This window comes from Mycobacterium sp., assembly GCF_050701515.1.
GTDB lineage: Bacteria > Actinomycetota > Actinomycetes > Mycobacteriales > Mycobacteriaceae > Mycobacterium.
The window spans coordinates 1-25,216 of record NZ_JBOGDB010000205.1; the positions used below are offsets into that span (position 1 = coordinate 1).

Below are 25,216 nucleotides of genomic sequence, written 5' to 3' on the forward strand. Positions count from 1 at the left end.
TTGTCCTTCGGGTCATAGATAACCGGTACGCCGTCGCTGGTGCTCACCCCGATTTGCAGCCCGCTGGGATTGGTGATGGCCCGCTGCATCTTCTGGTACACGAGTTGCGCAAGCTGGGCCTGCGTCATGCCGGGGAACTCATGCATGTGTCCGGTTTTGGGGTCAGAAGCATGCCCGTAGGCGATCTTTTGTGCGGCGCGCATCAACGGGTCCTGGCTCCAGCCCTCTGGCGGTGCGATTGGCGGAGGATTAGGCGGCTTCTCCGGGAACGGCATCCCATGGAATCCGGCCGCCTGGATCGTGGGCTCCGATGCAACAGGGACGCCGGTGTCGAAGCTCAGCGCCTGCAATCCGGCTGCGGCGCTGGTGATCTCGCCAGCTATCTGCTCGTCCGCCTTGACCAAGGCGAGTACCTGGCTGCGCAGGGCGGCCCCGAAACTGCGCGCCTGGGCCTCGCGATCGGCAATCTCCATCGGCGTACCGATGCAAGACTGGTCAGCGAAAAGTCCTCGCCGACTGTGAACCCCGCCGCCTCAGCGGCATGCACGGTCCGAAGCAACGCCGTCTTCGTCGCGTGCAGATTGCCGCGGCTCGACGCGCGGTCACCGCGGCAACGCGTAGATCGTCGGCGACTCCTGCCACCTTTATCCGATCAGTGCCGACCCGCAGTGCTGCCGCTTCGGCGGCCTCGCCCATCCATTCCATGCCCGCAGGCCGTCGCACGTCTCGCGTTAGACGGTCAAAGCTGTCACTCCATCGCTGCGCGCTATCGGACCAGTACTGCGCGGCGTCGGTGAGATAGTCGCCGGTGAACGCGCGCACATCCGACAGGGTCGGCAATGCGGTTGCCGGCACCGATCACACCTCGACGGTCGCCGCGGTCGACACTGCCCGGTGGACTGCAGCCGGGCGGCGATGCGCTGTGCCGCCGCATCGATATTGATGTGCATCGCCCGCACCGCCGCCGACGTCGCCGGTAGCCCCCCACTAACGAGGGGTACCTCACCACTCCCGACGACTGCCGCCGCATGCTGATCACAGCCTGCCGCCAGCATGGCCAAACCGGCGCCCTCGACGCTGATGATGCCCATGATTCAACCGTGAGGTCTCTGCGCACGCCGCCGTGCACAACTTTTTGCCTGGGACCACCACCGACGAGCGTGCGCAAAATGACGTGCTATGTCGGCGTGTCAGGGAACAGACGCGCACGCTCGCGGCAAAGGCGGTAGGGCAGAATGACCGCCATGCGCGTCTACCTGGGCTCTGACCACGCGGGCCTCGAACTCAAGCAGCAGATCGCCGAGCACCTGAAAAAGAACGGGCACGAGCCCAGCGACTGCGGCGCCTACACCTACGACGCCGAGGACGACTATCCGGCATTCTGCATCGCGGCCGCGCTAAAGACCGTCGGTGACAACGAGAGCCTCGGCATCGTGATCGGCGGCTCGGGCAACGGCGAGCAGATCGCCGCTAACAAGGTTCCCGGCGCGCGCTGTGCGCTGGCGTGGAGCGTGGAGACGGCATCGCTGGCCCGCGAACACAACAAGGCGCAGCTGATCGGGATCGGTGCTCGCATGCACTCGGTTCCCGACGCGCTGGCCATCGTCGACGCCTTCGTGTCCACACCGTGGTCGGAAGCCGAACGGCACCAACGTCGTATCGACATCTTGGCCAAATACGAAGAGACGCACGTCCCGCCACGCGTTCCGGACGCGCCGGCCCAGACTTGACCGGGCGACGTGCCTGAGGGCCACACGCTGCACCGGCTGGCGCGGTTGCACCAGCGCAGGTTCGGGCGGGCACCGGTAACGGTGTCCAGTCCCCAGGGCCGATTCGTCGATGGCGCCGCCGCGGTGAACGGCCGGATCCTCAAGCGCGCCAGCGCGTGGGGCAAGCATCTGTTCCACCATTACGAGGGTGGCCGCGTCGTGCATGTGCACCTCGGCCTCTACGGCACTTTCAGCGAAGCCGAAGTTCCGTTGGCGCTGCCGGTTGGGCAGGTGCGCATGCGGATGGTCGGCGCCGAATTCGGCACCGACCTGCGCGGTCCGACGGTGTGCGAGGTGATCGACGAACCGGAGGTCGTCGACGTGCTGGCCAGGCTCGGCCCGGACCCATTGCGGCGGGACGCCGACGGGACACTGGCGTGGGCCCGAATCACGAAGTCCCGCAGGCCGATCGGGGCGCTACTGATGGATCAGACGGTGATTGCCGGGATCGGCAACGTGTACCGCAACGAGTTGCTCTTCCGTCACCGCATCGACCCGTACCGGGCCGGCGTGAGGATCGGCGCCGACGAATTCGGCGCGATGTGGACCGATCTGGTCGAGCTGATGAAGGTCGGGTTGCGGCGCGGCAAGATCATCGTGGTCGGACCCGAACACGACCACGGCGCCCCGTCATATGCGCCCGGGCGCCCGCGCACCTACGTCTACCGCCGCGCCGGCGAGCCATGCCGCGTCTGCGGGACCACCGTGCGCACCGCGGCGCTGGAGGGGCGAAACGTGTTCTGGTGCCCTAATTGCCAGAAGTAAGGGCAGCAGCCGCTGCGCGCTCAGAAGCCGCCGAAGTCTCCGCCGAAATCGCCCCAGCCGCCGCCGTCGCCACCGCCGCCCCAGCTGTCGCCGCCCCAGCCGCCGTCGCCGCCGTAATCACCGCCGCCGTCGCCGCCGAAATCACCGCCTTCGCCCTGCCCGCCTTCGAACGCTGCGGCGTCGTAGCCCACGCCGCCCATGCCCGAGAACAAGGCGCTGAACAGGAACACCGAGCCCACGCCCCAGGCTCCGGCGACCAGCGCAGGCTTCCACCACGGTTCGGAATACCAACCGGCCGGGACCGGACGGCCGGACACCCGGCCGCCGGGATAGTAGTTCGGGGTGCGCTCAGACGGGTTCGGCGACGCCTCGATCTCGCGGCCTTCGAAGTCGACCCGCCGGTCCTCGGTGACTGTGCCCGCCGACCGCTGCCCGGCCAGCGACTCCAGCTCCGGCCCCGGGTCCATGCCCATTGCGACGCGGGCGGCGCGCACGTAGTAGAGCCCTTCCAACGCGCTCTCCTTGGCCAGCAGCGCCTGCTTGGCGGTGGTGGCCTGGTCGATCTGCGAACCGGCGGCGGTGTACCGCTCGGACGCGTCGGCCATCGCCTGCTTGGACGCGTCGTCGGTGCCGGTCAGGTTGAGCACCTGGCCGCCGAGGCGTTCGATGGCGCGGCGGGCGTCGGCCTTGGCGTCGGCGAGGTTGGCCGCCGCCCGGTTGGTCGATGCCCGCGACACACCCCAGACGGCCAGACCGATCGCGACGACCACCAAGATGATGAGGACTAGCAGCACGCCGTTCATGGCGTCCAGCGTACCCACAGGAAACCGCCGTTTACGGGGCGTGAATCGGTTTCCGATTACGCCCAGAGCTGACTAGCCCGGCAACACCCAGTCCACGACGGCGGGGTCGCTCCCGCCGCCGGGGACTGTTGCCGACGCTCAGAAGTACGTCGTTGCTTTAGTGGTCGTACCGTTGTCACACGTAATGGTGACGTCCCAATTCCGGAATCGGGGAATAGCGGGAACGATCTTGAGATCGTAAGTGGAGTTAGCCTCCAGTGCGAAGCTGCGGTTGAAGTTTTCCGCCGTATATGTGCATTGCGACGTGACTCCGCTGCGGTCGGTGATGTGGGCCATCAAACCACCCACGATCGGCTCAAAGGAGACTGTCGGTCCCTGGAGCGGCGCCGGCGGCTGCGGCTCTGCTTGCGGGGCCGTGCACTCCGAGATCACGATGTGCGCGCCCTGTTGATTTGGCAACGCGCTCAAGGCTTTTTGTTCAGCGGCGCCACGATTTGGGTCGGTACCAGCCTTAATTTCGCCGACGTCGTTCGAAGCGGCTGCGGCGCATGTATTCACCTCACTGGCGTGGAGCGTGCAATGCTCGCCGCCGTTACTTTCGCAGTTGGACAACGCCCTGAATCTCGCCTGCTCGGGGTTGGAATCGACCGCACTGCCTCCGATCGTCTGGACGGGGATTTGAGTGTTGGGAGCAAGGCCGACGGCGATGGCGACGGTGCTGTCTAGGGCGCTGGCTGTCGGCGTTGCGCCGAGCACGCTGGCAACGGTCGTACCGACCGCAACCAGCAGCGCGGCGACCGCGTGCCGACGAAGTCGGCCGGCAGGGCGCTTGTGGATGGTGGTCATGCTGTCCTCCTGGGGTTATCGCGACCGCTGTGGGCTGCGATCAGTTGCTAGGGCAACCACGCGACCCAAAGGGACACGAATGACGAAATAGTTCTGATGTGAGTCCCTCCCTTCATGTCCAAGTGTTAGCCGGATGCCAATTCGTCCGGGGCAAAATCGGTATTTCAATGTTGCTAATCGTTGAAATCGCAACTTTCTGAGTTTGCTGGCAGGTCGTGGGCGTCGATGACCGACCACAATTGCTGAGTCCGAACCGATGTCAGGGGCGCGCAGCACAACTGATCAGTTAGCTAGCAGGGGGATTTCAGCAAGTCCCGAGCCGCCCGATCAATCGCTGATTACGCCCAGAGCTGAGTAGACCTGGTCGGACAACGCCACGCTGCGTGGGTCGGCGTTGCACTTGGTGGCGTCGAAGTTGTTCATCACGTAGGCGTAGCCGATGCGGTGTTCCAGGTCGACGAACCCGAACGAGCCGCCCGAGCCGCCGTGCCCGAAGATCCGCGTGTTCGGGCCGGCAACCCCGCCCTGATTGAGCATGTAGCCCAGGCCCCAGCCGTGGTCGGCCACTCGCTGCCCCAGCACGATGTCGGTGTCGAAGCCGCCCTGGGAAACCCGACAGAGCTCCATATGCTCGCGGGTGAGGAGCTTGCCCTGGGCCAAGGCGTTGTAGAACGTCGACAGGCCCAGCGCGGTGACGTGGCCGTTGGTGGCGGGGTACTCCACGGACCGCCAGACCTCGATCATTTCCGAGCTCAGCTCGTCGTCGGGTACGAAGCCCATCGCGATCGACAGTCCCGCCATCGGGTGCTCGGTCACGCTGGTCGGGTCACCCGGTGCCTCGCCGTCGGCCAGCACGTCGCGAATGTGCGGCTTGTTGACCATCTCGGCGCAGCGGTGATGTTCGGCGGCGGGCAGGCCGACGTGCACGTCGATACCCAACGGTTCGGCGATCTCGGTACGCAGGAACTGGCCGAGTGTGCGGCCGGTGACCCGCCGGGCGATCTCGCCGAGAATGAAGCCGAAGGTGACCATGTGATAGCCCTGCGCGGTGCCCGGCCGCCACCAGGGTTCGGCCGCGGCGATGTGGGCACACACGCCGTCCCAGTCGAGCGTCTCGGCGGGGGTGAGCCGGGTTCGGGGCCCGATCACCCCGGAGCGATGGCTCATCACCATGGCGATGGTGATCTCATCCTTGCCGGCCTGGCCGAACTCCGGCCAGTACTTGGCCACTGGCGCGTGCAGGTCGATTTCGCCCCGGTCGGCCAGCAGATGCACGCAGGTGCTGGTCAGTCCCTTGGAAGCGGAAAAGATGCTGGCCAGGGTGTCTTCCTGCCAGGGCCGCAGGCCCGCGGCGTCGGCCGAACCGCCCCACAGGTTGACCACCAGATCGCCGTCCACCCAGACCGCCACCGCGGCGCCGATCTCGTCGCGTTCGGCGAAGTTCTCCTCAAAGGCGTCCCGGACCTGCTCGAAGCCGGAGGAACACGAACCGTTGACGGTGACTCCCGGCTGGTCGATCAACCGATCCTCCTGACGTGATCCGTCGAAACGCCCTCACCGAGCGGGCGACGGGAATCGAACCCGCGTAGCTAGTTTGGAAGACTAGGGCTCTACCATTGAGCTACGCCCGCATGCACAGCACCAGCAGACTGTACCGGCGCGTGCGGAATCAAATCCAATTGAAAGCCGCCCGTGATCAGCCCGTAGTATCTGCGGTGGTCAGCGACGAGCGCTTGCGCGAAGAGCGGACTACGACGGCGCGGGGTGTAGCGCAGCTTGGTAGCGCATCCGCTTTGGGAGCGGAAGGCCGCAGGTTCAAATCCTGTCACCCCGACCAGCAAACCGCACCGAGCAGTGACCCCAGACGACTATCGAGGAGCCAGAGCCGTGAAGAGCACCGTCGAGCAGTTGAGCCCCACCCGGGTTCGCATCAACGTGGAGGTGCCCTTCACCGAGTTGCAGCCCGACTTCGACCGCGCCTACAAGCAGCTGGCCCAGCAGGTGCGGTTGCCCGGTTTCCGGCCCGGCAAGGCGCCGGCGAAGCTGCTCGAGGCACGCATCGGCCGCCCCGCGGTGGTCCAGCAGGTGGTCAACGACGCGCTTCCCAGCCGGTACAGCCAGGCCGTGACGACCACCGATGTGCGTCCGCTGGGGCAACCGGAGATCGAGATAACCAAGATGGAGGACGGCGACGAGCTCGTCTTCACCGCGGAGGTTGACGTCCGCCCCGACATCACGCTGCCCGATCTTGAGTCGCTGAAGATCACCGTCGATCCGATCGAGGTGGGCGATGACGATATCGACGGCGAGCTGCAGTCGCTGCGCGCCCGGTTCGGCACGCTCACCGGTGTCGAGCGGGCCGCCGCCGAGGGTGACTTCGTCTCGATCGATCTGTCCGCCACCGTCGACGGCAACGAGGTGCCCGAGGCCGCGACCCAGGGGTTGTCCCACGAGGTCGGCTCGGGTCAGCTCATCGAGGGTCTCGACCAGGCGGTGGTCGGCCTGGCCGCGGGGGAGAGCCGGGTGTTCACCACCACGCTGGCCGCCGGCGAGCACGCCGGACAGGAGGCGCAGGTGACGGTCACGGTCAATTCGGTCAAGGAGCGCGAGCTGCCCGAGCCCGACGACGATTTCGCGCAATTGGCAAGCGAATTCGACACGATCGATGAACTGAAGGCGAGCCTGTCCGATCGGGTGCAACAGGTGCAGCGGGTCCACCAGGCCGAGCAGATCCGCGACAAGGCGTTGGAACTGCTGCTGGAGCAGGTGGAGATCCCGCTGCCGGAGAAGATCGTGCAGGCCCAGGTCGACGACACCCTGCACAACGCGATCCACGGCCTGGAGCACGACGAGGAGCGGTTCGCCGAGGCGCTGGCTGAACAGGGCAGCAGCCGCGAGGAGTTCGACGCCGACAACCGCACGAACGCGGAGCGGGCGGTCAAGACGCAGCTGCTGATGGACGCCATTGCCGACAAGCTCAGCGTCCAGGTCGCCCAGAGCGACCTGACCGAACGGCTGGTGTTGATGTCGCGGCAGTACGGGCTGGAGCCGCAGCAGCTGTTGAGTTATCTGCAGGAGAACAATCAGCTGCCGGTGATGTTCGCCGACGTGCGGCGCGGCCTGACCGTCGCCACGGTGGTGCACGGCGCCACCGTCTCCGACACCGCCGGCACGGTGATCGACACCACGGAGTTCTTCGGCCCGCGCGCCACCGAGGAAGGTGGCGCCGAAGCAGGGGCGGAAGCCGCAGGCCAACCGGCTGACGAGGCCGCCGAGGAACCCGCCGACACCGAGCCCGAGCCACCCGCCGATGCGGCAGCCGACGACACGAAGTGACGCTGTAAGCGAACGTGGGTCCGTCAGGGACTGCGCGGCGCCGCAGGTTGGTTAGTGTCGGTGAGTACCAATCAAGAAAGCAGGTATCCAGTCGTGACTGACATGCGTGGCGCCGCGCAGGGGCTCAACCTCGTCGACTCGGTGTACGAGCGGTTGCTGTCCGAGCGCATCATCTTCCTGGGCTCGCAGGTGGACGACGACATCGCGAACAAGCTGTGTGCGCATATTCTGCTGCTGGCCGCCGAGGACCCCACCAACGACATCAACCTCTACATCAACTCCCCGGGCGGTTACATCAGCGCCGGCATGGCGGTCTACGACACCATGGTGCTGGCGCCCTGCGACATCGCCACCTATGGGATGGGCATGGCCGCGTCGATGGCTCAGTTCCTGCTGGCCGCCGGAACCAAGGGCAAGCGGTTCGCTCTGCCGCATGCCCGCATCCTGATGCACCAGCCGCTTGGCGGGGTGACCGGCAGCGCGGCCGATATCGCGATCCAGGCCGAGCAGTTCGCGGTCATCAAGAAGGAGATGTACCGGCTCGAGGCCGAGTTCACCGGACAGCCGATCGAACGCATTGAGGCCGACTCCGACCGCGACCGTTGGTTCACCGCGCAGGAGGCCCTCGAGTACGGGTTCGTCGACCACATCATCACCAGTGCCAGCGTCAATGGAGTGTCGCCATCATGAGCCATCAGACCGATCCCCGCGTGCAGCCGCAGTCGCGCTACATCCTGCCGTCGTTCATCGAGCACTCGAGCTTCGGCGTCAAGGAATCCAACCCGTACAACAAGCTCTTCGAGGAGCGCATCATCTTCCTCGGGGTTCAGGTCGACGACGCCTCGGCCAACGACATCATGGCGCAGCTGCTGGTGCTGGAGTCGCTGGATCCCGACCGCGACATCACCATGTACATCAACTCGCCGGGCGGCTCGTTCACGTCGTTGATGGCGATCTACGACACCATGCAGTACGTGCGGGCCGACATCCAGACGGTGTGCCTCGGTCAGGCCGCGTCGGCGGCCGCGGTGCTGCTGGCCGCGGGCTCGCCGGGCAAGCGCCTGGCGCTGCCCAACGCCCGGGTACTCATCCACCAGCCGGCGTTGTCCGGCGTGATCCAGGGCCAATTCTCCGACCTGGAGATCCAGGCCGCCGAGGTGGAGCGGATGCGCACGCTGATGGAGACGACGCTGGCCCACCACACCGGCAAGGATCCCGCGGTGATCCGCAAGGATACCGACCGCGACAAGATCCTGACGGCCGAGGAGGCCAAGGACTACGGCGTCATCGATACGGTGCTGGAGTACCGCAAGCTCTCGGCGCAGACGGCCTAGCCTGCGCCTTCCGCCGCGGCGATTTTCGCGGCGATGTGCTCGATCACGTGTCCGTGTTCGGCTTGCGGGCTGAACATGGCCAATTCGGCGTCGTCGACGACGCGCACCGTGTGCCCGGCCGGCCAGTAGTACAGGTCGCCGCCGCGACAGGTTTCGGTGGCGCCGTCTCCGTATGTGACGACCACCTCGCCCTCGATCAGGTAGCCCCAGTGCGGGGCTTGGCACAGGTCGCCGTCCAGGCCTTCGAGCAACGGCGATATATCAGTGCCGGCGCCGAGGCTGAAGTACTCCGCGCTGAGTACGCCGTCGGCCGTTCCGAAATCCGCCGTTTGTCGTGCCTTGGCACCCGGTGCGTCGAGCTTGACGGGGATGTCGTTCTTTGCGATCCGCATATCGTTGCCCCCTCGGTTGGTTGCGGGCTGCCTAGCTACCTTCGCCCGACAAGCGGCGTCATGTTGGCACAATCGCCGCCACGAGCTGGGCAATTTCCGCGGGCCGCACCCGACAGCACCCGCCGACGATGTGTGCGCCCGCTGCGACCCACTGGGTTGCCAGTTCGGCGGCGAACTGTGACGGCCCGACCCAGGCACGGCGCTTGGCGTCCCAACGCTCGCCGCTATTGGGATAGACGATCACCGGCTTGCCCGCGATGTCGCGGGCGATGCCGATCGCGGGCAGCACATCGGCGGGTGCGCAGCAGTTCACCCCCACGGCGACGATCTCCGGCATCCCGGCGGCGACGGCGAAGGCATCGGTCAGTGGCTGTCCGGCCCGGGTTGTCGTGCCGTCGATCGTGTATGAGAGCCAGGCCGGAACACCGAGCTGGTGCACGAGGCCCACCAGCGCCGCGGCCTCGTCGACGTCGGGCACGGTTTCGAGCGCAAGCACATCGGCCCCGGCGTCGGCCAATACCTCCAGCCGGGGCCGGTGCCAGTCCGCCAGCTGCCGGCTGGAAAGCCCGTAGCGGCCGGTGTACTCCGACCCGTCGGCCAGCGCCGCGCCGTACGGTCCGATCGAGGCGGCCACCCACCTGTTTCCGCCGACCTCGTCGCGTGCGGCCTTGGCCAGCTCGACGCTGCGCAGCAGCAGGCGCTCGGCCTCGTCGCGTTGAATTCCGCGGGCGGCGAAACCGTCGAACGAGGCCTGATAGCTGGCGGTTGTGGCAATCTTCGCGCCCGCGCGAAAGAACGCGGTGTGCACCGCGAGGATCTCCTCCGGCTCATCTACCAGTAGCCGGGCCGACCACAGCGCGTCGGACAGGTCGTGGCCCCGGGACTGGAGCTCGGTTGCCAGCCCGCCGTCGCTGATCAGCACGGTATGGTGGGGCGCGGCGAACACCACGGCGCAACTCTACGGCCGCTGGAACGACGGCTCTTCGCGCGAGCGCTCATCGCGGGGGACTGGCGCTCTCGGTCCGGTAACGGCGGCGACACGCCAGGGACACGGTGGCGCGTTCGAGGGGGGTGTGGGGCGCATGAGGCGATATGTTCTGCGAACACAGTTAAATACCACCGACGCGATTCGGCTTTATCGGTCGCACCGCGCCGGAACAAGCGGGTAGCGTCGGGAACTACGCCCGAGGCACCCACCGGCCCGACTGCTATCGACAGCGAACAGGAAGTTAGGACTCCACCACCATGGCGCGCATTGGAGACGGCGGTGACCTGCTGAAGTGCTCGTTCTGCGGAAAGAGTCAGAAGCAGGTCAAGAAGCTCATTGCGGGTCCCGGCGTGTACATCTGCGACGAGTGCATCGACCTGTGCAACGAGATCATCGAAGAGGAACTGGCCGACGCCGACGACGTCAAGCTTGACGAACTGCCGAAGCCCGTCGAGATCCGCGATTTCCTCGAGGGCTACGTCATCGGCCAGGACATCGCAAAGCGCACGCTGGCCGTCGCCGTCTACAACCACTACAAGCGCATCCAGGCCGGCGAGAAGATGCGCGATTCCCGTGCGGAACCGGTGGAGCTGGCCAAGTCCAACATCCTGATGCTCGGCCCCACCGGCTGCGGCAAGACCTACCTCGCGCAGACGCTGGCCAAGATGCTCAACGTCCCGTTCGCGATCGCCGACGCCACCGCGCTGACCGAGGCCGGCTACGTCGGCGAGGATGTCGAGAACATTCTGCTCAAGCTGATCCAGGCCGCCGACTACGACGTGAAGCGCGCCGAGACCGGCATCATCTATATCGACGAGGTCGACAAGATCGCCCGCAAGAGCGAGAACCCGTCGATCACCCGCGACGTCTCCGGCGAGGGCGTGCAGCAGGCCCTGCTGAAGATTTTGGAGGGAACGCAGGCGTCGGTGCCCCCGCAGGGCGGACGCAAGCATCCGCACCAGGAGTTCATCCAGATCGACACCACCAACGTGCTGTTCATCGTGGCGGGGGCGTTCTCCGGGCTGGAGAAGATCGTCTCCGACCGGGTCGGCAAGCGGGGCCTGGGCTTCGGCGCCGAGGTGCACTCCAAAAACGAGATCGACACCCAGGACCACTTCGCCGAGGTCATGCCGGAAGACCTGATCAAGTTCGGGCTGATTCCCGAGTTCATCGGCCGGCTGCCCGTCGTTGCCTCGGTGACCAACCTGGACAAGGAGTCGCTCGTCAAGATCCTGTCCGAGCCGAAGAACGCGTTGGTGAAGCAGTACACCCGGCTGTTCGATATGGACGGCGTGGAGCTGGAATTCACCGAGGAATCACTGGAGGCCATCGCCGATCAGGCCATTCACCGCGGCACTGGGGCCCGCGGGCTCCGCGCGATCATGGAAGAAGTGCTGCTGCCGGTGATGTACGACATCCCCAGTCGCGACGACGTCGCCAAGGTCGTGGTGACCAAGGAGACCGTGCAGGACAACGTGCTCCCGACGATCGTGCCGCGCAAGCCGGCTCGCCCCGAGCGCCGCGAAAAGAGCGCCTAACCGGCCTAGGAGTCGTCCCGGTCGGGCCCGAGCACACCGCTTAGCGAGTAGACCGCTACCCGAATTCGGTTGTCCCTTGCGCAGGTAGAGCGGATGAGCCTAGCGCTTGACGCGGTCGCCGCGGGTGTAGACGTTCATCGACTCACCCCGCAGAAACGCCACCAGGGTCAGGCCGGACTGGCTGGCCAGATCGACCGCCAGCGACGACGGCGCCGACACCGCGGCGAGCACCGGAATCCCGGCCATCACCGCCTTCTGGGTGAGTTCGAACGATGCCCGCCCGCTGACCAGCAGCACGGTTCCGGACAGCGGGATCCGGTCCTGCTCGAGCGCCCAGCCGATCACCTTGTCCACGGCGTTGTGCCGCCCGATGTCCTCGCGGACGGCGAGCGTGGTGCCGTCGACATCGAACAGCGCCGCGCCGTGCAGACCGCCGGTGCTGGCGAAGACCTTCTGCGCGGTGCGCAGCCGCTCCGGCATCACCGACAGCGTGTCCGCGGCAACGGTCGAGGGATCGTCGCCGGGGCAGTAGCGGCTGATGGTGCGCACCGCGTCCAGCGACGCCTTGCCGCACACCCCGCACGACGAGGTCGTGTAGAAGTTGCGGGTGATGTCCACCTCGGGCATCGCGACGCCGGGGGAGAGGGTCACGTCCAGCACGTTGTAGGTGTTGGTGTTGTCCGGGCCCGCGCCGCGACAGTATCGCACCGTTCGTACGTCGTGACGGTGTCCGATAACCCCCTCGGTGAGTAGAAAACCTTGCGCCAGTTCAACATCCGAACCGGGCGTGCGCATGGTGACAGTGACCGGGTTGCCGTTGACCCGGATCTCCAGCGGCTCCTCGACGACCAGTGTCTCCGGACGGGTCACCGTGTCGTCGGCCGTCAGGTGACTGGCTCGCCGCCGCGCGGTTACCCTCCCCATGCCGGCTCCAGTCTGATGACGATCGCCTTGGACACCGGCGTATTCGATTTCGCTGCAGTGTGATCCAGCGCCACCAGGGGATTGGTCTCCGGGTAGTACGCCGCGGCATTGCCGGCCGGTGTCGAGTAGGCGACCACCATGAAGTCCTTCGCGCGGCGCTCCTGCAGATGGCCGTCGCGATCGGTGAACTCCGACACCAGATCCACCCGGTCGCCGGCGGTGAGCCCGAAGGCCTCGATGTCGGCCGGGTTGACGAACACCACCCGGCGGCCACCCTTGACGCCGCGATAACGGTCGTCGAGCCCGTAGATGGTGGTGTTGTACTGGTCATGGCTGCGCAGCGTCTGCAGCACCAATCGGCCGGGCGGCACCGGCACCCATTCCAGCGGGTTCAACGCAAAGTTGGCCTTGCCTGTGCTGGTGGGAAATTCACGCGAATCGCGGGGCGCGTGCGGCAGCTGAAAGCCGTCGGGTTGTCGGACCTTGGCGTTGTAGTCGGCGCACCCGGGTACCACGGCGGCGATGGCGTCGCGGATCGTGTCGTAGTCGTCGTTGAACCGTTCCCACGGCACCGGGTGATCCGGCCCGAGCAGGGTGCGGGCGAGCTGGCAGACGATTGCGACCTCGCTGCGCACCAGGTCGCTCGGTGGTTTCAGGCTACCCCGCGATAGGTGCACCATCGACATCGAATCCTCAACGGAGACCATCTGTTTGCCGCCCGCCTGGACGTCACGGTCGGTGCGGCCCAGCGACGGCAGGATCAGTGCGGTGGCGCCATGCACCACGTGGCTGCGGTTCAGCTTGGTCGACACCTGCACCGTCAGCGAGCAGCTGCGCAACGCGGCCTCGGTGACCGCGGTGTCCGGGGTGGCCGAGGCGAAATTGCCGCCCATTCCCATGAACACCTTCGCGCGGCCGTCGCGCATCGCCCGGATGGCGTCCACGGTGTCCACGCCGTGCTCGCGGGGGCTGACGATGCCGAAGCGATCGTCGAGCGCAGCGAGGAACTTGTCGGGCATCTTCTCCCAGATGCCCATGGTGCGGTCACCCTGCACATTGGAGTGCCCGCGCACCGGGCACAGGCCGGCGCCCGGCTTGCCGATCATTCCCCGCATCAGCAGAACATTGGCGATCTCGGCGATCATCGGCACGGCGTGGCGATGCTGGGTGAGGCCCATCGCCCAGCACGCGATGGTGCGTTCGGATTCGGCCAGCATCGTCGCCACCCGCTCGAGCTGTGCGCGGTCGATGCCGGTGGCCTCCAGCACCGTGTGGATGTCGACTTGACGGGTGTGCGCCTCGTAGTCGGCGAAGTTCGCGCAGTGCCGCTCGACGAAATCACGGGCGACGACGCTGCCCGGTGCCCGGTCGTCCGCCTCGAGCAGCAACCGGCCCAGACCGCCGAACAATGCCATGTCGCCGCCAAGGCGAATCTGGACGAACTCGTCGGCAATGGGGACACCCCGGCCGACTACCCCATGCACCTTCTGCGGATCCTTGAACCGGATCAGGCCGGCCTCGGGCAGCGGGTTGACCGCAATGATCTTGGCGCCGTTGGCCTTCGCCTTCTCCAGCACCGACAGCATCCGCGGATGGTTGGTGCCGGGATTCTGCCCGGCGATGACGATCAGATCGGCCCTGGTGATGTCCTCGACGGTGACCGAACCCTTGCCGATCCCGATGGCCTCGATCAACGCCGCGCCCGAGGACTCGTGACACATGTTCGAGCAGTCCGGCAGGTTGTTGGTGCCGAAGCTGCGGACCATCAGTTGATAGAGGAACGCGGCTTCGTTGCTGGTGCGCCCCGACGTGTAGAACACCGCCTGGTTGGGGCTGGCCAGCGCGCGCAGTTCGTCGGCGATCAGCCGATTGGCGTCATCCCAGCCGATCGGCCGGTAGTGGTCGTCGCCCGGGCGCAGCACCACCGGGTGGGTGAGCCGGCCCTGCTGCGACAACCAGTACTCCGGCCTGGCCGCCAGGTCGGCCACCGAGTGCCGGGCGAAGAAGTCGGGGGTGACGACCCGCTTGGTGGCCTCTTCGGCGATGGCCTTGGCCCCGTTCTCGCAGAACTCGGCCAACTTACGACCGCCGTGTTCCTCTGGCCAGGCACAACCGGGGCAGTCGAACCCGTTGCGTTGATTGAGCCGGGCCAGTGCGGCCGCGGTGCGGACCGCCCCCATCTGCTCCAGCCCGCGCTGCAACGACACCAGCACCGCCTTGACACCGGCCACCTCGTGTTCGGCACCGGTGGCGATGACCGAATGTTCGTCGAACGGGGTGTCGATATCCCGGTCGGGGTGGCGGCGTAGGCCCATGCGTCCAATCTAAGACGTCAGCCCAGCAGCGACAGCGAATGGGCCCGACGCAGCTTGCCCGACGGCGTCTTGGGGATCACCCCGGGCCCCAGCACCACGACGTTGCGCGGGCGCATGTCCACGTCGGCGACCACTTCGTGCGCGACCTCGTGTTTGATGCGCCGAACCTCCGCCGGGTCTTGGAAGGCGTTGGACTCCACCGCGACCGCGAAAGATTCCCGGGCCACCCCCGCGTCGAGGCGCACCGCGACGGTGCAGCCGGGCCGCACCCCTTCGACGCGGGCGGCGGCCCGTTCGACGTCGGTCGGATAGATGCTTCGGCCCGCCATGATGATGACGTCCTTCACCCGCCCGCACACCACGACGTGGCCTTTCTCGGTCAGGTAGCCCAGATCGCCGGTGTCGTACCAGCCGTGCTCATCCTGGGTGGCGATGATTCCGCTCTTTGTGACGTAGCCCCGGGTCACCGGTTCGCCGCGTACCTCGATCACCCCCACCGCACGCGGGAGCACGGTATTGCCCAGTTCGTCGACGACGCGCGCCTCCAACCCCTCCAGCAGCGGCCCCAGCGTGGCCAGTCGGACCGTCTTGCCAATGCTGGTCGGCACCGCGCGGTGCAGCGTGGCCAGCAGATCGGCGTCGATCTCGTCCACCACGAGACCGGCACCGCATTTGGTGAACGACACCGCGACCGTGGTTTCGGCCATGCCGTAGGCAGGCAAGATCGCCTCCGGACGTAATCCGAACGGTTTGCCGGCATCGATGAAATCCTCGACATCGGCGGGTTCCACCTGCTCGGCGCCCGACAGCGCCCAGCGCAGGGTGGAGAGGTCGAAATCACCGGGCCTCGCCTGCCTGCGCAGCCGTTTGGCGAACAACGCGTAGGCGAAGTTGGGCGCGGCGGTCATGGTGCCCTTGTACTTGTCGATGAGCCTGGCCCACAACAGGGTGTCGCGCAAGAAGTCCATCGGCGTGATCTTGACCAATTCGGCGCCGAAATACATTGGCACCACTAGAAAGCCGGTCATCCCCATGTCATGGAAAAGCGGCAGCCAGCTCACGATCACATCGGTGTCCGTGTCGAACTCGGCGCCGACGAACATCGCCTCCGCGTTGGACACCAGATTGCGGTGGGTGATCTGGACCGCCTTCGGACTGCCGGTCGAACCGGATGTCAATTGCATCAGCGCCAAGTCATCCTCGTCGGTTTCGACGGGATCGGCGGGCTCGCTCGCAAGCAGCTGCTCTATCGTCACCACCTCGATGCCGTGCTCCTGCAGCACCGGAATGGCAGCCGTGAACGGTTCGGAGACGATGACGACCTTCGCGGCGAGCATCTCGATGACGTTGGTGGTGTCCTCCGCCCAAAAAACCAGGTCCGTGCGGGGCGTGGGCTGATGAAGCATGGTGATGCTGGCGCCGCGCATCCACAGTCCCGGCGCGGTCGGCGCGATCTCAACCGGCGCGCCGGCCAGCACGCCGACGGCGTCGCCGTGGCCCACCCCGGCGGCGGCCAGGCCGCCTGCCACCCGACGGGCCTTCTCGTGTACTTCGCGCCAGGTATGCCGGACCGGAGCATCGGGCTCGCCGGTGACCATGCCGTGCGTGCTGGTACGGGCATTGCGGTACATGGTCTCGGTGAATCTGCTCATCTGAGCCTCGCCCCCCTCGAGTGGACGACTATAACGTCCGACCGCCTCGCCCCGCAGCTCACAACGCATGAGCTTAGGGTTCGGATGCTCCAGCGCGCTGCGTTTATGCGGCGATTCGCCGGTGCTAACTGGGCGTTTAGGGGCGTTCGGCGAGCTTCACCGGCACGCGTTCACCGGTCTCCAGCGACTCGACACCGGCCGCGCACACCGCGGCGGCGGCGTATCCATCCCAAGCCGTTGGCCCGGCTACGTTGACCCCGGAGCGCACCGCGTCGACCCACCGCTGCACTTCGATGTCGTAGGCCGGCCCGAATCGTTCCCGGAATCCCGGTGAGATCTGCCCGCCCCACCGGCCCGGACTGGTCTTGGTGACCACGCCGACGTCGAGGCCGATTGTCGCGCTTCCGTGTTCGCCGACAACTTCGGTGCGCACCTCGTAGGCAACAGCGGTGGTGACGAACAGCTCGACGTCCACGTGTCGCCGGCTGGTGGTCTCGAAGATGGCAATCTGGGGGTCCTGCAGACCGTTCGGGGCACCGGGATTCGGTGTCGGCTTGATCATCCGCACCGTGGCGATCTCCTCGCCGAACAGGAAACGGGTCACGTCGACTTCATGTGCCAAGGAGTCCTTCACCACCATCGCGGAGTCGAACGTGGGCGGTACGGCCGGATTGCGGTGCACGCAGTGCATCAGCAGTGGGACGCCCAGCTCGCCGCCGTCGATCAATGCCTTGAGGTGTTGGTGTTCCGGATCGAAGCGACGCATGAAACCGACTTGGATCAGCGGCGTGTCCAGCGCGGCCTCTTGCCGCACCACCTCCAGCGATGTCTCGACGTCGGTGGTCAACGGCTTCTCGCACAACACCGGCTTGCGGTGCTCCAGGCAGGCCAGCAGCTGCTTCTCGTGCGCCGGCCCCGGTGTGGCGAGCAGCACCGCGTCGACGTCGTCGGCGGCGATGGCGGCCAGCGGGTCACCGACCACTCGTGCTCCCGGCACCGAGGCGGCGACCTGCTCGGCCTTCTCGGTCAGGTAGTCGTTCACCGCGACGACACGGGCGGCTCTGATCCGGCTGGTGATACGGGCGACGTGGTCGGCACCCATGACGCCGACGCCGAGAACGGCAATGCGTAGGTCTGACATGGCTTTCCAGTACTAGGCGAATTTGACGGATGTGACGCCGCAGGACGCGAGGTAGTGACGGGTGCGCTGCGCGATCGGCAGCGGCATGTCCGGCTCACACGGGTACATGTCCTGCTCGACGATCGCGAAGACGTCGATCCCGAGCTTTTCGATGGCCGCCAGCAGCGGCGGGATGTCCGGGATGCCGCGCGGCGGCTCGATCATCGCGCCGAGCTTGACGGCCTCGCCGAACGGCAGATCCTCCGCCGCGACCTTGGCCCGCACCTCCGGGTCGACCTGCTTGAGATGGAGGTATCCGATCCGCTCGGGCGCCCGCTGGATGATGGTGAGATTGTCTCCGCCGCAGTAGCTTATGTGGCCGGTGTCCAGGCACAGGTTGACGAATGTGCCGTCGGTACCGTCCAGGAATCGGTAGACGTTCTCCTCGGTGTCGACGTGGCTGTCGGCGTGCGGATGGTACTGCGCCCGCACCCCGTACTTCTCGAAGATGGCCCTGCCGAGCTCGTTCATGCCGTCCGTCTTCTTCTGCCACTGCGCCGCGGACAGATTGCGATGCTCCAGCACCTCACCGGTGGCCGGATCTCGCCACATCTGCGGGATGACGACGATGTGCTTGCCGCCGACGGCTGCGGTGAGGCGCGCGACATCCTCGATCTGTGTCCGCACCGCGTCGAACGAGTTGTCCTGATGCAGCCGCTCGAATACCGTCCCCGCGGACAACTTCAGGTTGCGGGCGGCCAGTTCGTCGGACAACTGCTGCGGGTCGGTCGGCAGATATCCGAACGGTCCCAGCTCGATCCACTGATAGCCCGACGCTGCCACCTCGTCGAGGAAGTGGGCATACGGGGTCTGCCGGGGATCGTTGGCGAACCAGACGCCCCACGAATCCGGTGCGGAGCCGACGAGGATCGTGCTCATTCGGACGGCCTGATGAGCGGGCGCTGAACCTTCTTCCACTCGGCGTACTTCTCATACGCCGCCTGTGTCGATTCCAGCGCCGATGTCTGGCTCACCGGCACGTCCCACCAGGACTCGCTGTCGGGTGCGTAGATCAACGGGTCGGTTTCGACGTGGATGACGGTGGTGTGGTCGTTGGCCTTGGCCACCTTGACCGCGTCGGTGAACTCGGCGGCGCTCGTCGCTCGGATCACCTCGGCGCCCAGACTGGCGGCGTTCGCCGCGAGATCGACGGGCAGCTTCGCGCCGTCCAGGCGACCGTCGGCGCCCCGGTAACGGTATGCGGTGCCGAAGCGTTGTGACCCCAACGATTCCGATAGCGACCCGATGGAGGCGAAGCCGTGGTTCTGCACCAACACCACGATAATCTTGACGCCCTCCTGCACGGCGGTGACCAGTTCGGTCGCCATCATCAAGTACGAACCGTCGCCGACCATGACGAACACGTCGCGATCCGGACTGGCCAGTTTGGCGCCGATGCCGCCGGCCACTTCATAACCCATGCAGGAGAAGCCGTATTCGACGTGATATCCCTTCGGGTCGCGGGTGCGCCATAGCTTGTGCAGATCGCCGGGCATGGAGCCGGCGGCACACACCACCACGTCGCGCGGGTCGGACAGTGTGTTGGTCAGTCCGATGACCTGGCTCTGGTTCAGGGCGCTGCCGTCGTCTTCGACGTGGTACGCCGCGGCGACGGTGTCATCCCAGTGTTGGGCGAGTTCAACGGTCCGCGAACGATATTCGTCGCTCACCCGGTAGCCTACGAGCGCGTCAGACAGTGCGTCGATGGCCTCGCGGGCGTCTGCGACGACGGGGAGCCCACCTAGCTTGACCGAGTCGAACGACGCCACATTGATGTTGACGAAGCGCACGTCCGGGTTGTTGAAGGCGGTGCGTGACGCGCTGGTGAAGTCGCTGTATCGGGTCCCGATCCCGATCACCACGTCGGCCTCGGTCGCGAGTGCGTTGGCGGCGGTGGTACCGGTCGAGCCGATTGCGCCGACTGATTGCGGATGGTCGTAGGGGAGCGAGCCCTTGCCGGCCTGGGTCTGTGCCACCGGAATGCCGGTCCGCTCGGCGAAGGCGGCCAGTGATTCCGTGGCACCGGAATAGATGACGCCGCCGCCGGCCACGATGAGTGGCGTGTGCGCTGAGCCGATCAAGTCAGCGGCGCGGCCGATCATCGACTGCTCCGGCAGCGGGCGTGCGACGTGCCAAGTGCGTTCGGCGAAAAGCGATTCCGGCCAGTCAAAGGCTTCGGCCTGGACATCCTGTGGCATTGCCACGGTCACCGCGCCGGTCTCGACCGGGTCGGTCAGTACCCGCATGGCGCCCAGCAGCGCGGCGGGCAGCTGCTCGGGACGCTCAACTCGGTCGAAGAACCGCGACAGTGGCTTGAAGGCGTCGTTCACCGTCACGTCGCCGGCCGACGGTAGCTCGAGTTCCTGCAAGACCGGCGCACTGACCCGGGTCGCAAAGGTGTCCGACGGCAGCAGCAGCACCGGCAGCCGGTTGATGGTGGCCAGCGCCGTGCCGGTGAGCATGTTGGTGGATCCCGGTCCGATGCTGGCGGTCACGGCCCAGGTCTGCAGCCGGTCCTTCTGCCGCGCGTAGGCGACGGCGCTGTGCACCATGGCCTGCTCGTTGCGGCCCAACACATATCGCAGCATCGGCTCGGCTCTGGCCTGCGCCGCGTCGAGCTCGGCCTCCAGCAGCGCCTCGCCGAGCCCGGCGACATTGCCGTGACCGAAGATTCCGAAGCAGCCGGCGAAGAACCTGTGGCGTTCACCGTCACGTTCGACGTACTGGTTGGCCAGGAACCGAACGGTGGCCTGGGCAACGGTGCGCCGCACGGTCGGTTCGGTGTGCGGCGCCTTGAACGCGGATGCTTTGGAGACCACGTCAAACTCCTCGTGGATGAAGGGGTATTCGGGGGTCGACGGCCTGTTCTTCCCAGGTCCCGCGCAGCCAGGCATGCTCGGGGTCGTCGACGATCTTCCAGGCCCGTTCCGCACCGGGGCCGGCCATCACGTTGAGGTAGTACATGTGATAGCCGGGCGCGGCGGCCGACGGTCCGTGAAAGCCATGCGGCACCAGTACGACGTCGCCGGTGCGGACCTCTTCGAGAACCTCGATCGGCCGGCTCGGTGTGCCGTAGACCCGGTGGTACCCGAAGCCCCTGGAGCCGTCTGGGCCGGAGTCGATTTCGAAATAGTAGATCTCCTCGAGCGCTGACTCGACCGGGGATTCCTCGTCGTGCTTGTGCGCGGGATAGCTCGACCAGTTGCCGCCGGGTGTGATCACCTCGCAGGCGATCAGCGAATCGGCCTCGAAAACGCCTGCGGTGCCGAAGTTATGCACCTGCCGACTGCAATTGCCGGTGCCGCGCAACTCGACCGGCACGTCGGCGGCGGCCACCCGACGGTTGGGCAGTTGCCGCTTGGCGCGCGCGCCGCAGATCGCGAATCTGCCCTCGCCACCGAGCCTGTAGGTGTTCTGCGCACCGATGTAGACCATGTCCGCAGGCCCGTCGAAAACCGATGCGCGCAGCGACAGTTCGAAGGCCTCGTTCTCGGCTTCGACCGTTCCAGAGCCAGACAGCGGCAGGATCATCACCTCTGTCTCGCCCGTGTCCAGCGTCAGCTCCTGCCGCGACTCAAGTTCCACCACTCGCAGGCTGGCCTCGGTCCAGCCGGCGGATTCGGGGGTGACGTCGACGGTGTAGGGGGCGGTGGCGCTGCCGGCCGGAATGTAGTACTTGCTGTGCATGCTCACCTCACCATCGACACGGCGGTCGCGTCAGACATTGACGGCCTCCGCTGCGGTCTGATCGGCCAGCGCGGCCACCTCCGCTGCGGTCGGCATCGCGGTCGAGCATTCCAGCCGCGACGCGACGATGGCGCCCGCGGCGTTGGCGTACCGCAGCGTCTTTTCCAGCGGCCAGCCGTGCAGCAACCCGTGACACAGGCTGCCGCCGAACGCATCTCCGGCGCCGAGTCCGTTCACGACATCAACGTCGTTCGGAGCGACAGTCACCGCCGAGTGCCGGGTCTTGCCGAGCACGCCGCGGGGGCCCTGCTTGATTACGGCCAGTTCGACACCCATGTCCAGCAGGGCGTCGGCGGCGCGGCGCGGGTCCGTCTCGCCGACCGCGATCTCGCATTCCTCCCGGTTGCCGACCGCGACCGTGACGTGCTGCAGCGCCCGCTGCACCTGTTCGGTGGCAGCGGCGGGCGACTCCCAGAACATTGGCCGGTAGTCGAGGTCGAGCACGGTGTGTCGGGTCCGTGCAGTGTTGGTCGGCTCTCCCCCTGCCCTTCGGGCGGGAGGTGCCCCCACGCGCAAGCGCTCATCGCGGGCGTCCCACGCGGCGAAATGAGCGCTGCGGCTGGGCTCTTCGGACAGGCCGGTCACCGTCGACCAGTACAGCCGAGCCGATCGCACGGTATCGAGGTCGATCTCGTCCGGACGGACCTGGAGATCAGGCGCGCTGGGGCGACGGTAGAAGTAGAGCGGGAAGTTGTCCGGCGGGAAGATCTCGCAGAACGTCACAGGGGTCGGGTATTCGTCGTTGGTCAGCACGTAGCGGTTGTCGACGCCAAGGTCGGCCAGCTCGGCGCGGACGAACTTCCCGAACGGGTCGGCGCCGACACCGGAGATCAGCGCGGCGCGGTTGCCCAGCCGGGCGGCGGCCACCGCGACGTTGGCGGCGCTGCCGCCCAGAAACTTGCCGAATGATTCGACGTGCTCCAGGCCGACGCTGATCTGCAGGGGATAGATGTCGACGCCGCAGCGTCCAATGGCGAGGACGTCCAACGGTTGGGTGCTGGTCAAGATCGGCTCTCCGGCGTTCGGTGGCGGCGTGTTTACGACTGTGCCTTCGGCACTCGCGGCTGTCAATACTTTGTCCTGACATTCTATCTTTCGATCATGCGGTGTTAGGATGCAGCTACCGTTATCTGGTCAAACCGCGGGATCGGAGACAACGTGCCTGTGGCGGTGGACCTCGACAGGTCCAGCCCTGTCCCCCTCTACCATCAGCTCGCGCAAGCGATCGAGGCCGCCATCCGGGACGGCGAGCTGGCGCCCGGGGATCGGTTCGAAAACGAACTGGCGCTGGCCAAGCGGCTGACGCTGTCCCGGCCGACCACTCGCCGCGCGATTCAAGAACTCGTGGACAAGGGCCTGCTGGTGCGCAAGCGCGGCGTCGGCACTCAGGTCGTGCAGAATCCCGTGCACCGTCGTGTCGAGCTGACCAGTCTCTTCGACCACCTCGCCCGGACCGGCCAGGAACCCACGACGCAACTGCTCGACTACCGCGTCGGAGCGCCCGACGAAGAGGTTGCCCGCGAGCTCAGCCTGGCCGACGACCGCGAGGTGGTGTCGATCCACCGGTTGCGGTGTGCCAATGGCGAGCCGCTGGCCTTGATGACGAACCACCTGCCGGTCGACATCGCCCCGGGTCCCGATGAGCTCGAGGGCAACGGCCTCTATCAGTCGCTGCGAGCCCGCGGCGTCCACATCAGGTTGGCCCGTCAGCGCATCGGGGCGCGCGGGGCGACCCGGACGGAAGCCGGGCTGCTCGACGAAAAGCCCGGCGCGCCGCTGCTGACGATGTCGCGGACGGCGTTCGACGACTCCGGCAGCGCCGTCGAATTCGGGACGCATTGCTACCGCGCGTCGCTTTATTACTTCGACACCACGCTCATCGACCGCTAGCCCCTAGCTACCGGCCGGTAACGATTTCCTTAGAAATGGTGTGTCGACCAAACGTGACGAATAACACATCGGTGTCTCATGCCGTCGACGCGCACGGTCGTTGAGCAGTACGTTCGACCGGCACCCACCCGCATGACGCCCGCGAGTCGGGTGAAGCCTCGCCTAAGAGAAGTGCAATAATCGGTACTGGCAGTGACATCAAATTTGATGGACGTTTGCACCGGTGGCGCGTCGTCTGATCGCAACATGGAGCACGTCCGCGAGAGCAGTGCGAAAGGCAGGGGTCGGTCGTGAGTCCGAACGGCAACGGGGCCAGTCCGGAGTCTCGACAGAAACTCGAAAAGGTAGTCATCCGTTTCGCCGGTGACTCCGGCGACGGCATGCAGCTCACCGGTGACCGATTCACCTCCGAGGCCGCGCTGTTCGGCAATGACCTTGCGACGCAACCGAATTACCCCGCCGAAATCCGCGCTCCAGCAGGCACCCTGCCCGGTGTTTCGTCGTTCCAGATTCAGATCGCCGACTACGACATCCTGACCGCCGGCGACCATCCCGACGTCCTCGTCGCGATGAACCCGGCGGCGCTGAAGGCCAACATCTCCGACCTGCCCCGCGGCGGGCTGGTCATCGCCAACTCCGACGAATTCACCAAGCGGAACCTGGCGAAGGTCGGCTACGAGGCGAATCCGCTGGAGACCGACGAGCTGTCCGACTACGTCGTGCAGGCCGTCTCGATGACCACGCTGACGCTGGGTGCCGTCGAGTCGATCGGCGCGTCGAAGAAGGACGGCCAGCGCGCCAAGAACATGTTCGCGCTCGGCCTGCTGTCCTGGATGTACGGCCGCGAGCTGGAGCACAGCGAGGCGTTCATCCGGGAGAAGTTCGCCCGCAAGCCCGAGATCGCCGACGCCAACGTGCTGGCGCTGAAGGCCGGCTGGAACTACGGCGAAACCACCGAGGCTTTCGCGAGCACCTACGAGGTGGCGCCCGCCAAGCTGCAGCCCGGCGAGTACCGGCAGATCTCCGGCAACACCGCGCTGGCCTACGGCATCATCACGGCCGGCCAGCTGTCCGGAGTCCAGGTTGTGCTGGGCAGCTACCCGATCACCCCGGCGTCGGACATCCTGCACGAACTCTCCAAGCACAAGCACTTCAACGTCGTCACCCTGCAAGCCGAGGACGAGATCGCCGGCATCGGCGCCGCCTTGGGTGCCTCCTACGGCGGAGCGCTGGGCGTCACCAGCACCTCGGGGCCAGGCCTGTCGCTGAAGGCCGAGGCGCTCGGTCTTGCGGTGATGACCGAGCTGCCGCTGCTGGTGATCGACGTGCAGCGGGGCGGCCCGTCGACCGGCCTGCCCACCAAGACCGAGCAGTCCGACCTGCTCCTGGCGGTGTACGGCCGCCACGGCGAGGCGCCGCTGCCGGTGCTGGCGGCCCCGTCGCCCAGCGGCTGCTTCGACGCCGCCTTCGAGGCCGTCCGGATCGCGGTGAAGTACCGGACGCCGGTCATCCTGCTCTCGGACGGGTACCTGGCCAACGGGTCGGAGCCATGGCTGCTGCCCGACGTCGCCGACCTGCCCGAGATCCCGGTGGCGTTCGCGACCGAGCCGAACCACGACGGCGAGTTCTGGCCGTACCTGCGTGACGAGGCCACCCTGGCGCGGCCGTGGGCGGTGCCGGGCACACCCGGGCTCATGCACCGCGTCGGCGGCCTCGAGAAGGCCGACGGCACCGGCA

Annotated in this window: 21 protein-coding genes, 2 tRNA genes and 1 pseudogene; 9 read left to right on the plus strand and 15 right to left on the minus strand. The window is 66.6% G+C overall.

Annotated features, from left to right (window positions below; all coding sequences use genetic code 11):
* A pseudogene (locus ACRDU5_RS16520) lies at positions 1–473 on the minus strand (hypothetical protein); the annotation flags it as partial.
* Positions 474–1,244: 771 nt separating this feature from the next.
* Here ACRDU5_RS16520 and ACRDU5_RS16525 point away from each other — a divergent pair.
* Positions 1,245–1,730: a ribose-5-phosphate isomerase gene (locus tag ACRDU5_RS16525; RefSeq protein WP_526615725.1), complete on the plus strand. Its 486-nt coding sequence runs from the start codon at positions 1,245–1,247 to the stop codon at positions 1,728–1,730.
* 9 nt (positions 1,731–1,739) lie between these two features.
* Entirely contained in the window at positions 1,740–2,534 is a 795-nt protein-coding gene (locus tag ACRDU5_RS16530) for an Fpg/Nei family DNA glycosylase (protein WP_526615727.1), read from the plus strand.
* 20 nt (positions 2,535–2,554) lie between these two features.
* Here ACRDU5_RS16530 and ACRDU5_RS16535 read toward each other — a convergent pair whose 3' ends face one another.
* The 4 genes from ACRDU5_RS16535 to ACRDU5_RS16550 all read right to left on the minus strand — a co-directional run bounded on the left by ACRDU5_RS16535 (position 2,555) and on the right by ACRDU5_RS16550 (position 5,814).
* Positions 2,555–3,337 carry a DUF1542 domain-containing protein gene (locus ACRDU5_RS16535; protein WP_526615728.1) on the minus strand — a complete coding sequence of 261 codons (783 nt, stop codon included), beginning with the start codon at positions 3,335–3,337 and terminating at the stop codon, positions 2,555–2,557.
* A 138-nt stretch (positions 3,338–3,475) separates the two neighbouring features.
* Entirely contained in the window at positions 3,476–4,183 is a 708-nt protein-coding gene (locus ACRDU5_RS16540; RefSeq protein ID WP_526615729.1) for a DUF4189 domain-containing protein, read from the minus strand.
* Positions 4,184–4,510: 327 nt separating this feature from the next.
* Positions 4,511–5,704, minus strand: a complete 1,194-nt coding sequence (locus ACRDU5_RS16545; RefSeq protein WP_526615730.1) for a serine hydrolase domain-containing protein — start codon at positions 5,702–5,704, stop codon at positions 4,511–4,513.
* Positions 5,705–5,743: 39 nt separating this feature from the next.
* Positions 5,744–5,814 (minus strand) — tRNA-Gly (locus ACRDU5_RS16550).
* A gap of 129 nt (positions 5,815–5,943) precedes the next feature.
* Between ACRDU5_RS16550 and ACRDU5_RS16555 the strand changes: the two genes are divergently transcribed.
* The 4 genes from ACRDU5_RS16555 to clpP2 all read left to right on the plus strand — a co-directional run bounded on the left by ACRDU5_RS16555 (position 5,944) and on the right by clpP2 (position 8,853).
* Positions 5,944–6,020 (plus strand) — tRNA-Pro (locus ACRDU5_RS16555).
* 50 nt (positions 6,021–6,070) lie between these two features.
* Positions 6,071–7,519, plus strand: coding sequence for a trigger factor (gene tig / locus ACRDU5_RS16560; protein WP_526615731.1), 1,449 nt, complete (start codon positions 6,071–6,073; stop codon positions 7,517–7,519).
* Positions 7,520–7,579: 60 nt separating this feature from the next.
* The gene (locus tag ACRDU5_RS16565; protein WP_526615732.1) at positions 7,580–8,209 is read left to right on the plus strand and encodes a ClpP family protease; all 630 of its coding nucleotides are present in this window, start codon (positions 7,580–7,582) and stop codon (positions 8,207–8,209) included.
* Positions 8,206–8,853, plus strand: a complete 648-nt coding sequence (gene clpP2 / locus ACRDU5_RS16570; protein ID WP_526615733.1) for an ATP-dependent CLP protease proteolytic subunit ClpP2 — start codon at positions 8,206–8,208, stop codon at positions 8,851–8,853. Before ACRDU5_RS16565 ends, clpP2 begins: the two co-directional genes overlap by 4 nt.
* Here the strand turns inward: clpP2 and ACRDU5_RS16575 are convergent.
* On the minus strand, positions 8,850–9,245 hold the full coding sequence (locus ACRDU5_RS16575) for a cupin domain-containing protein (protein WP_526615734.1): 396 nt from the start codon (positions 9,243–9,245) through the stop codon (positions 8,850–8,852). The genes clpP2 and ACRDU5_RS16575 overlap by 4 nt on opposite strands.
* A 58-nt stretch (positions 9,246–9,303) precedes the next feature.
* Positions 9,304–10,191: a homocysteine S-methyltransferase gene (gene mmuM / locus ACRDU5_RS16580; RefSeq protein ID WP_526615747.1), complete on the minus strand. Its 888-nt coding sequence runs from the start codon at positions 10,189–10,191 to the stop codon at positions 9,304–9,306.
* A 299-nt stretch (positions 10,192–10,490) separates the two neighbouring features.
* On the opposite strand from mmuM, the gene clpX reads away from it, so the two are divergent.
* A complete protein-coding gene (gene clpX / locus ACRDU5_RS16585) occupies positions 10,491–11,771 on the plus strand; it encodes an ATP-dependent Clp protease ATP-binding subunit ClpX (protein WP_526615735.1) in 1,281 nt (426 codons plus the stop codon).
* Between the two features lie 99 nt (positions 11,772–11,870).
* Here clpX and fdhD read toward each other — a convergent pair whose 3' ends face one another.
* The 8 genes from fdhD to ACRDU5_RS16625 all read right to left on the minus strand — a co-directional run bounded on the left by fdhD (position 11,871) and on the right by ACRDU5_RS16625 (position 22,594).
* Complete coding sequence (gene fdhD, locus ACRDU5_RS16590; RefSeq protein WP_526615736.1) at positions 11,871–12,695, minus strand: formate dehydrogenase accessory sulfurtransferase FdhD; 825 nt, start codon at positions 12,693–12,695, stop codon at positions 11,871–11,873.
* Positions 12,683–15,010, minus strand: a complete 2,328-nt coding sequence (locus ACRDU5_RS16595; protein ID WP_526615737.1) for an FdhF/YdeP family oxidoreductase — start codon at positions 15,008–15,010, stop codon at positions 12,683–12,685. Before ACRDU5_RS16595 ends, fdhD begins: the two co-directional genes overlap by 13 nt.
* 17 nt (positions 15,011–15,027) lie before the next feature.
* Positions 15,028–16,662, minus strand: a complete 1,635-nt coding sequence (locus ACRDU5_RS16600) for a fatty acyl-AMP ligase (protein WP_526615739.1) — start codon at positions 16,660–16,662, stop codon at positions 15,028–15,030.
* A 136-nt stretch (positions 16,663–16,798) separates the two neighbouring features.
* Complete coding sequence (locus ACRDU5_RS16605; protein ID WP_526615740.1) at positions 16,799–17,803, minus strand: Gfo/Idh/MocA family protein; 1,005 nt, start codon at positions 17,801–17,803, stop codon at positions 16,799–16,801.
* A gap of 12 nt (positions 17,804–17,815) precedes the next feature.
* Positions 17,816–18,721, minus strand: a complete 906-nt coding sequence (locus tag ACRDU5_RS16610; protein WP_526615741.1) for a sugar phosphate isomerase/epimerase family protein — start codon at positions 18,719–18,721, stop codon at positions 17,816–17,818.
* Positions 18,718–20,661, minus strand: coding sequence for a 3D-(3,5/4)-trihydroxycyclohexane-1,2-dione acylhydrolase (decyclizing) (gene iolD / locus ACRDU5_RS16615; protein ID WP_526615742.1), 1,944 nt, complete (start codon positions 20,659–20,661; stop codon positions 18,718–18,720). Before iolD ends, ACRDU5_RS16610 begins: the two co-directional genes overlap by 4 nt.
* Position 20,662: 1 nt before the next feature.
* Positions 20,663–21,529 carry a 5-deoxy-glucuronate isomerase gene (iolB, locus tag ACRDU5_RS16620; protein WP_526615748.1) on the minus strand — a complete coding sequence of 289 codons (867 nt, stop codon included), beginning with the start codon at positions 21,527–21,529 and terminating at the stop codon, positions 20,663–20,665.
* Between the two features lie 30 nt (positions 21,530–21,559).
* On the minus strand, positions 21,560–22,594 hold the full coding sequence (locus ACRDU5_RS16625; RefSeq protein ID WP_526615743.1) for a 5-dehydro-2-deoxygluconokinase: 1,035 nt from the start codon (positions 22,592–22,594) through the stop codon (positions 21,560–21,562).
* Positions 22,595–22,747: 153 nt separating this feature from the next.
* Between ACRDU5_RS16625 and ACRDU5_RS16630 the strand changes: the two genes are divergently transcribed.
* Together ACRDU5_RS16630 and ACRDU5_RS16635 are read left to right on the plus strand one after the other, a co-directional pair.
* Positions 22,748–23,479 carry a GntR family transcriptional regulator gene (locus tag ACRDU5_RS16630; protein ID WP_526615744.1) on the plus strand — a complete coding sequence of 244 codons (732 nt, stop codon included), beginning with the start codon at positions 22,748–22,750 and terminating at the stop codon, positions 23,477–23,479.
* Between the two features lie 290 nt (positions 23,480–23,769).
* On the plus strand, positions 23,770–25,216 hold a 1,447-nt coding region (locus tag ACRDU5_RS16635; protein WP_526615746.1), incomplete at its 3' end, for a 2-oxoacid:acceptor oxidoreductase subunit alpha.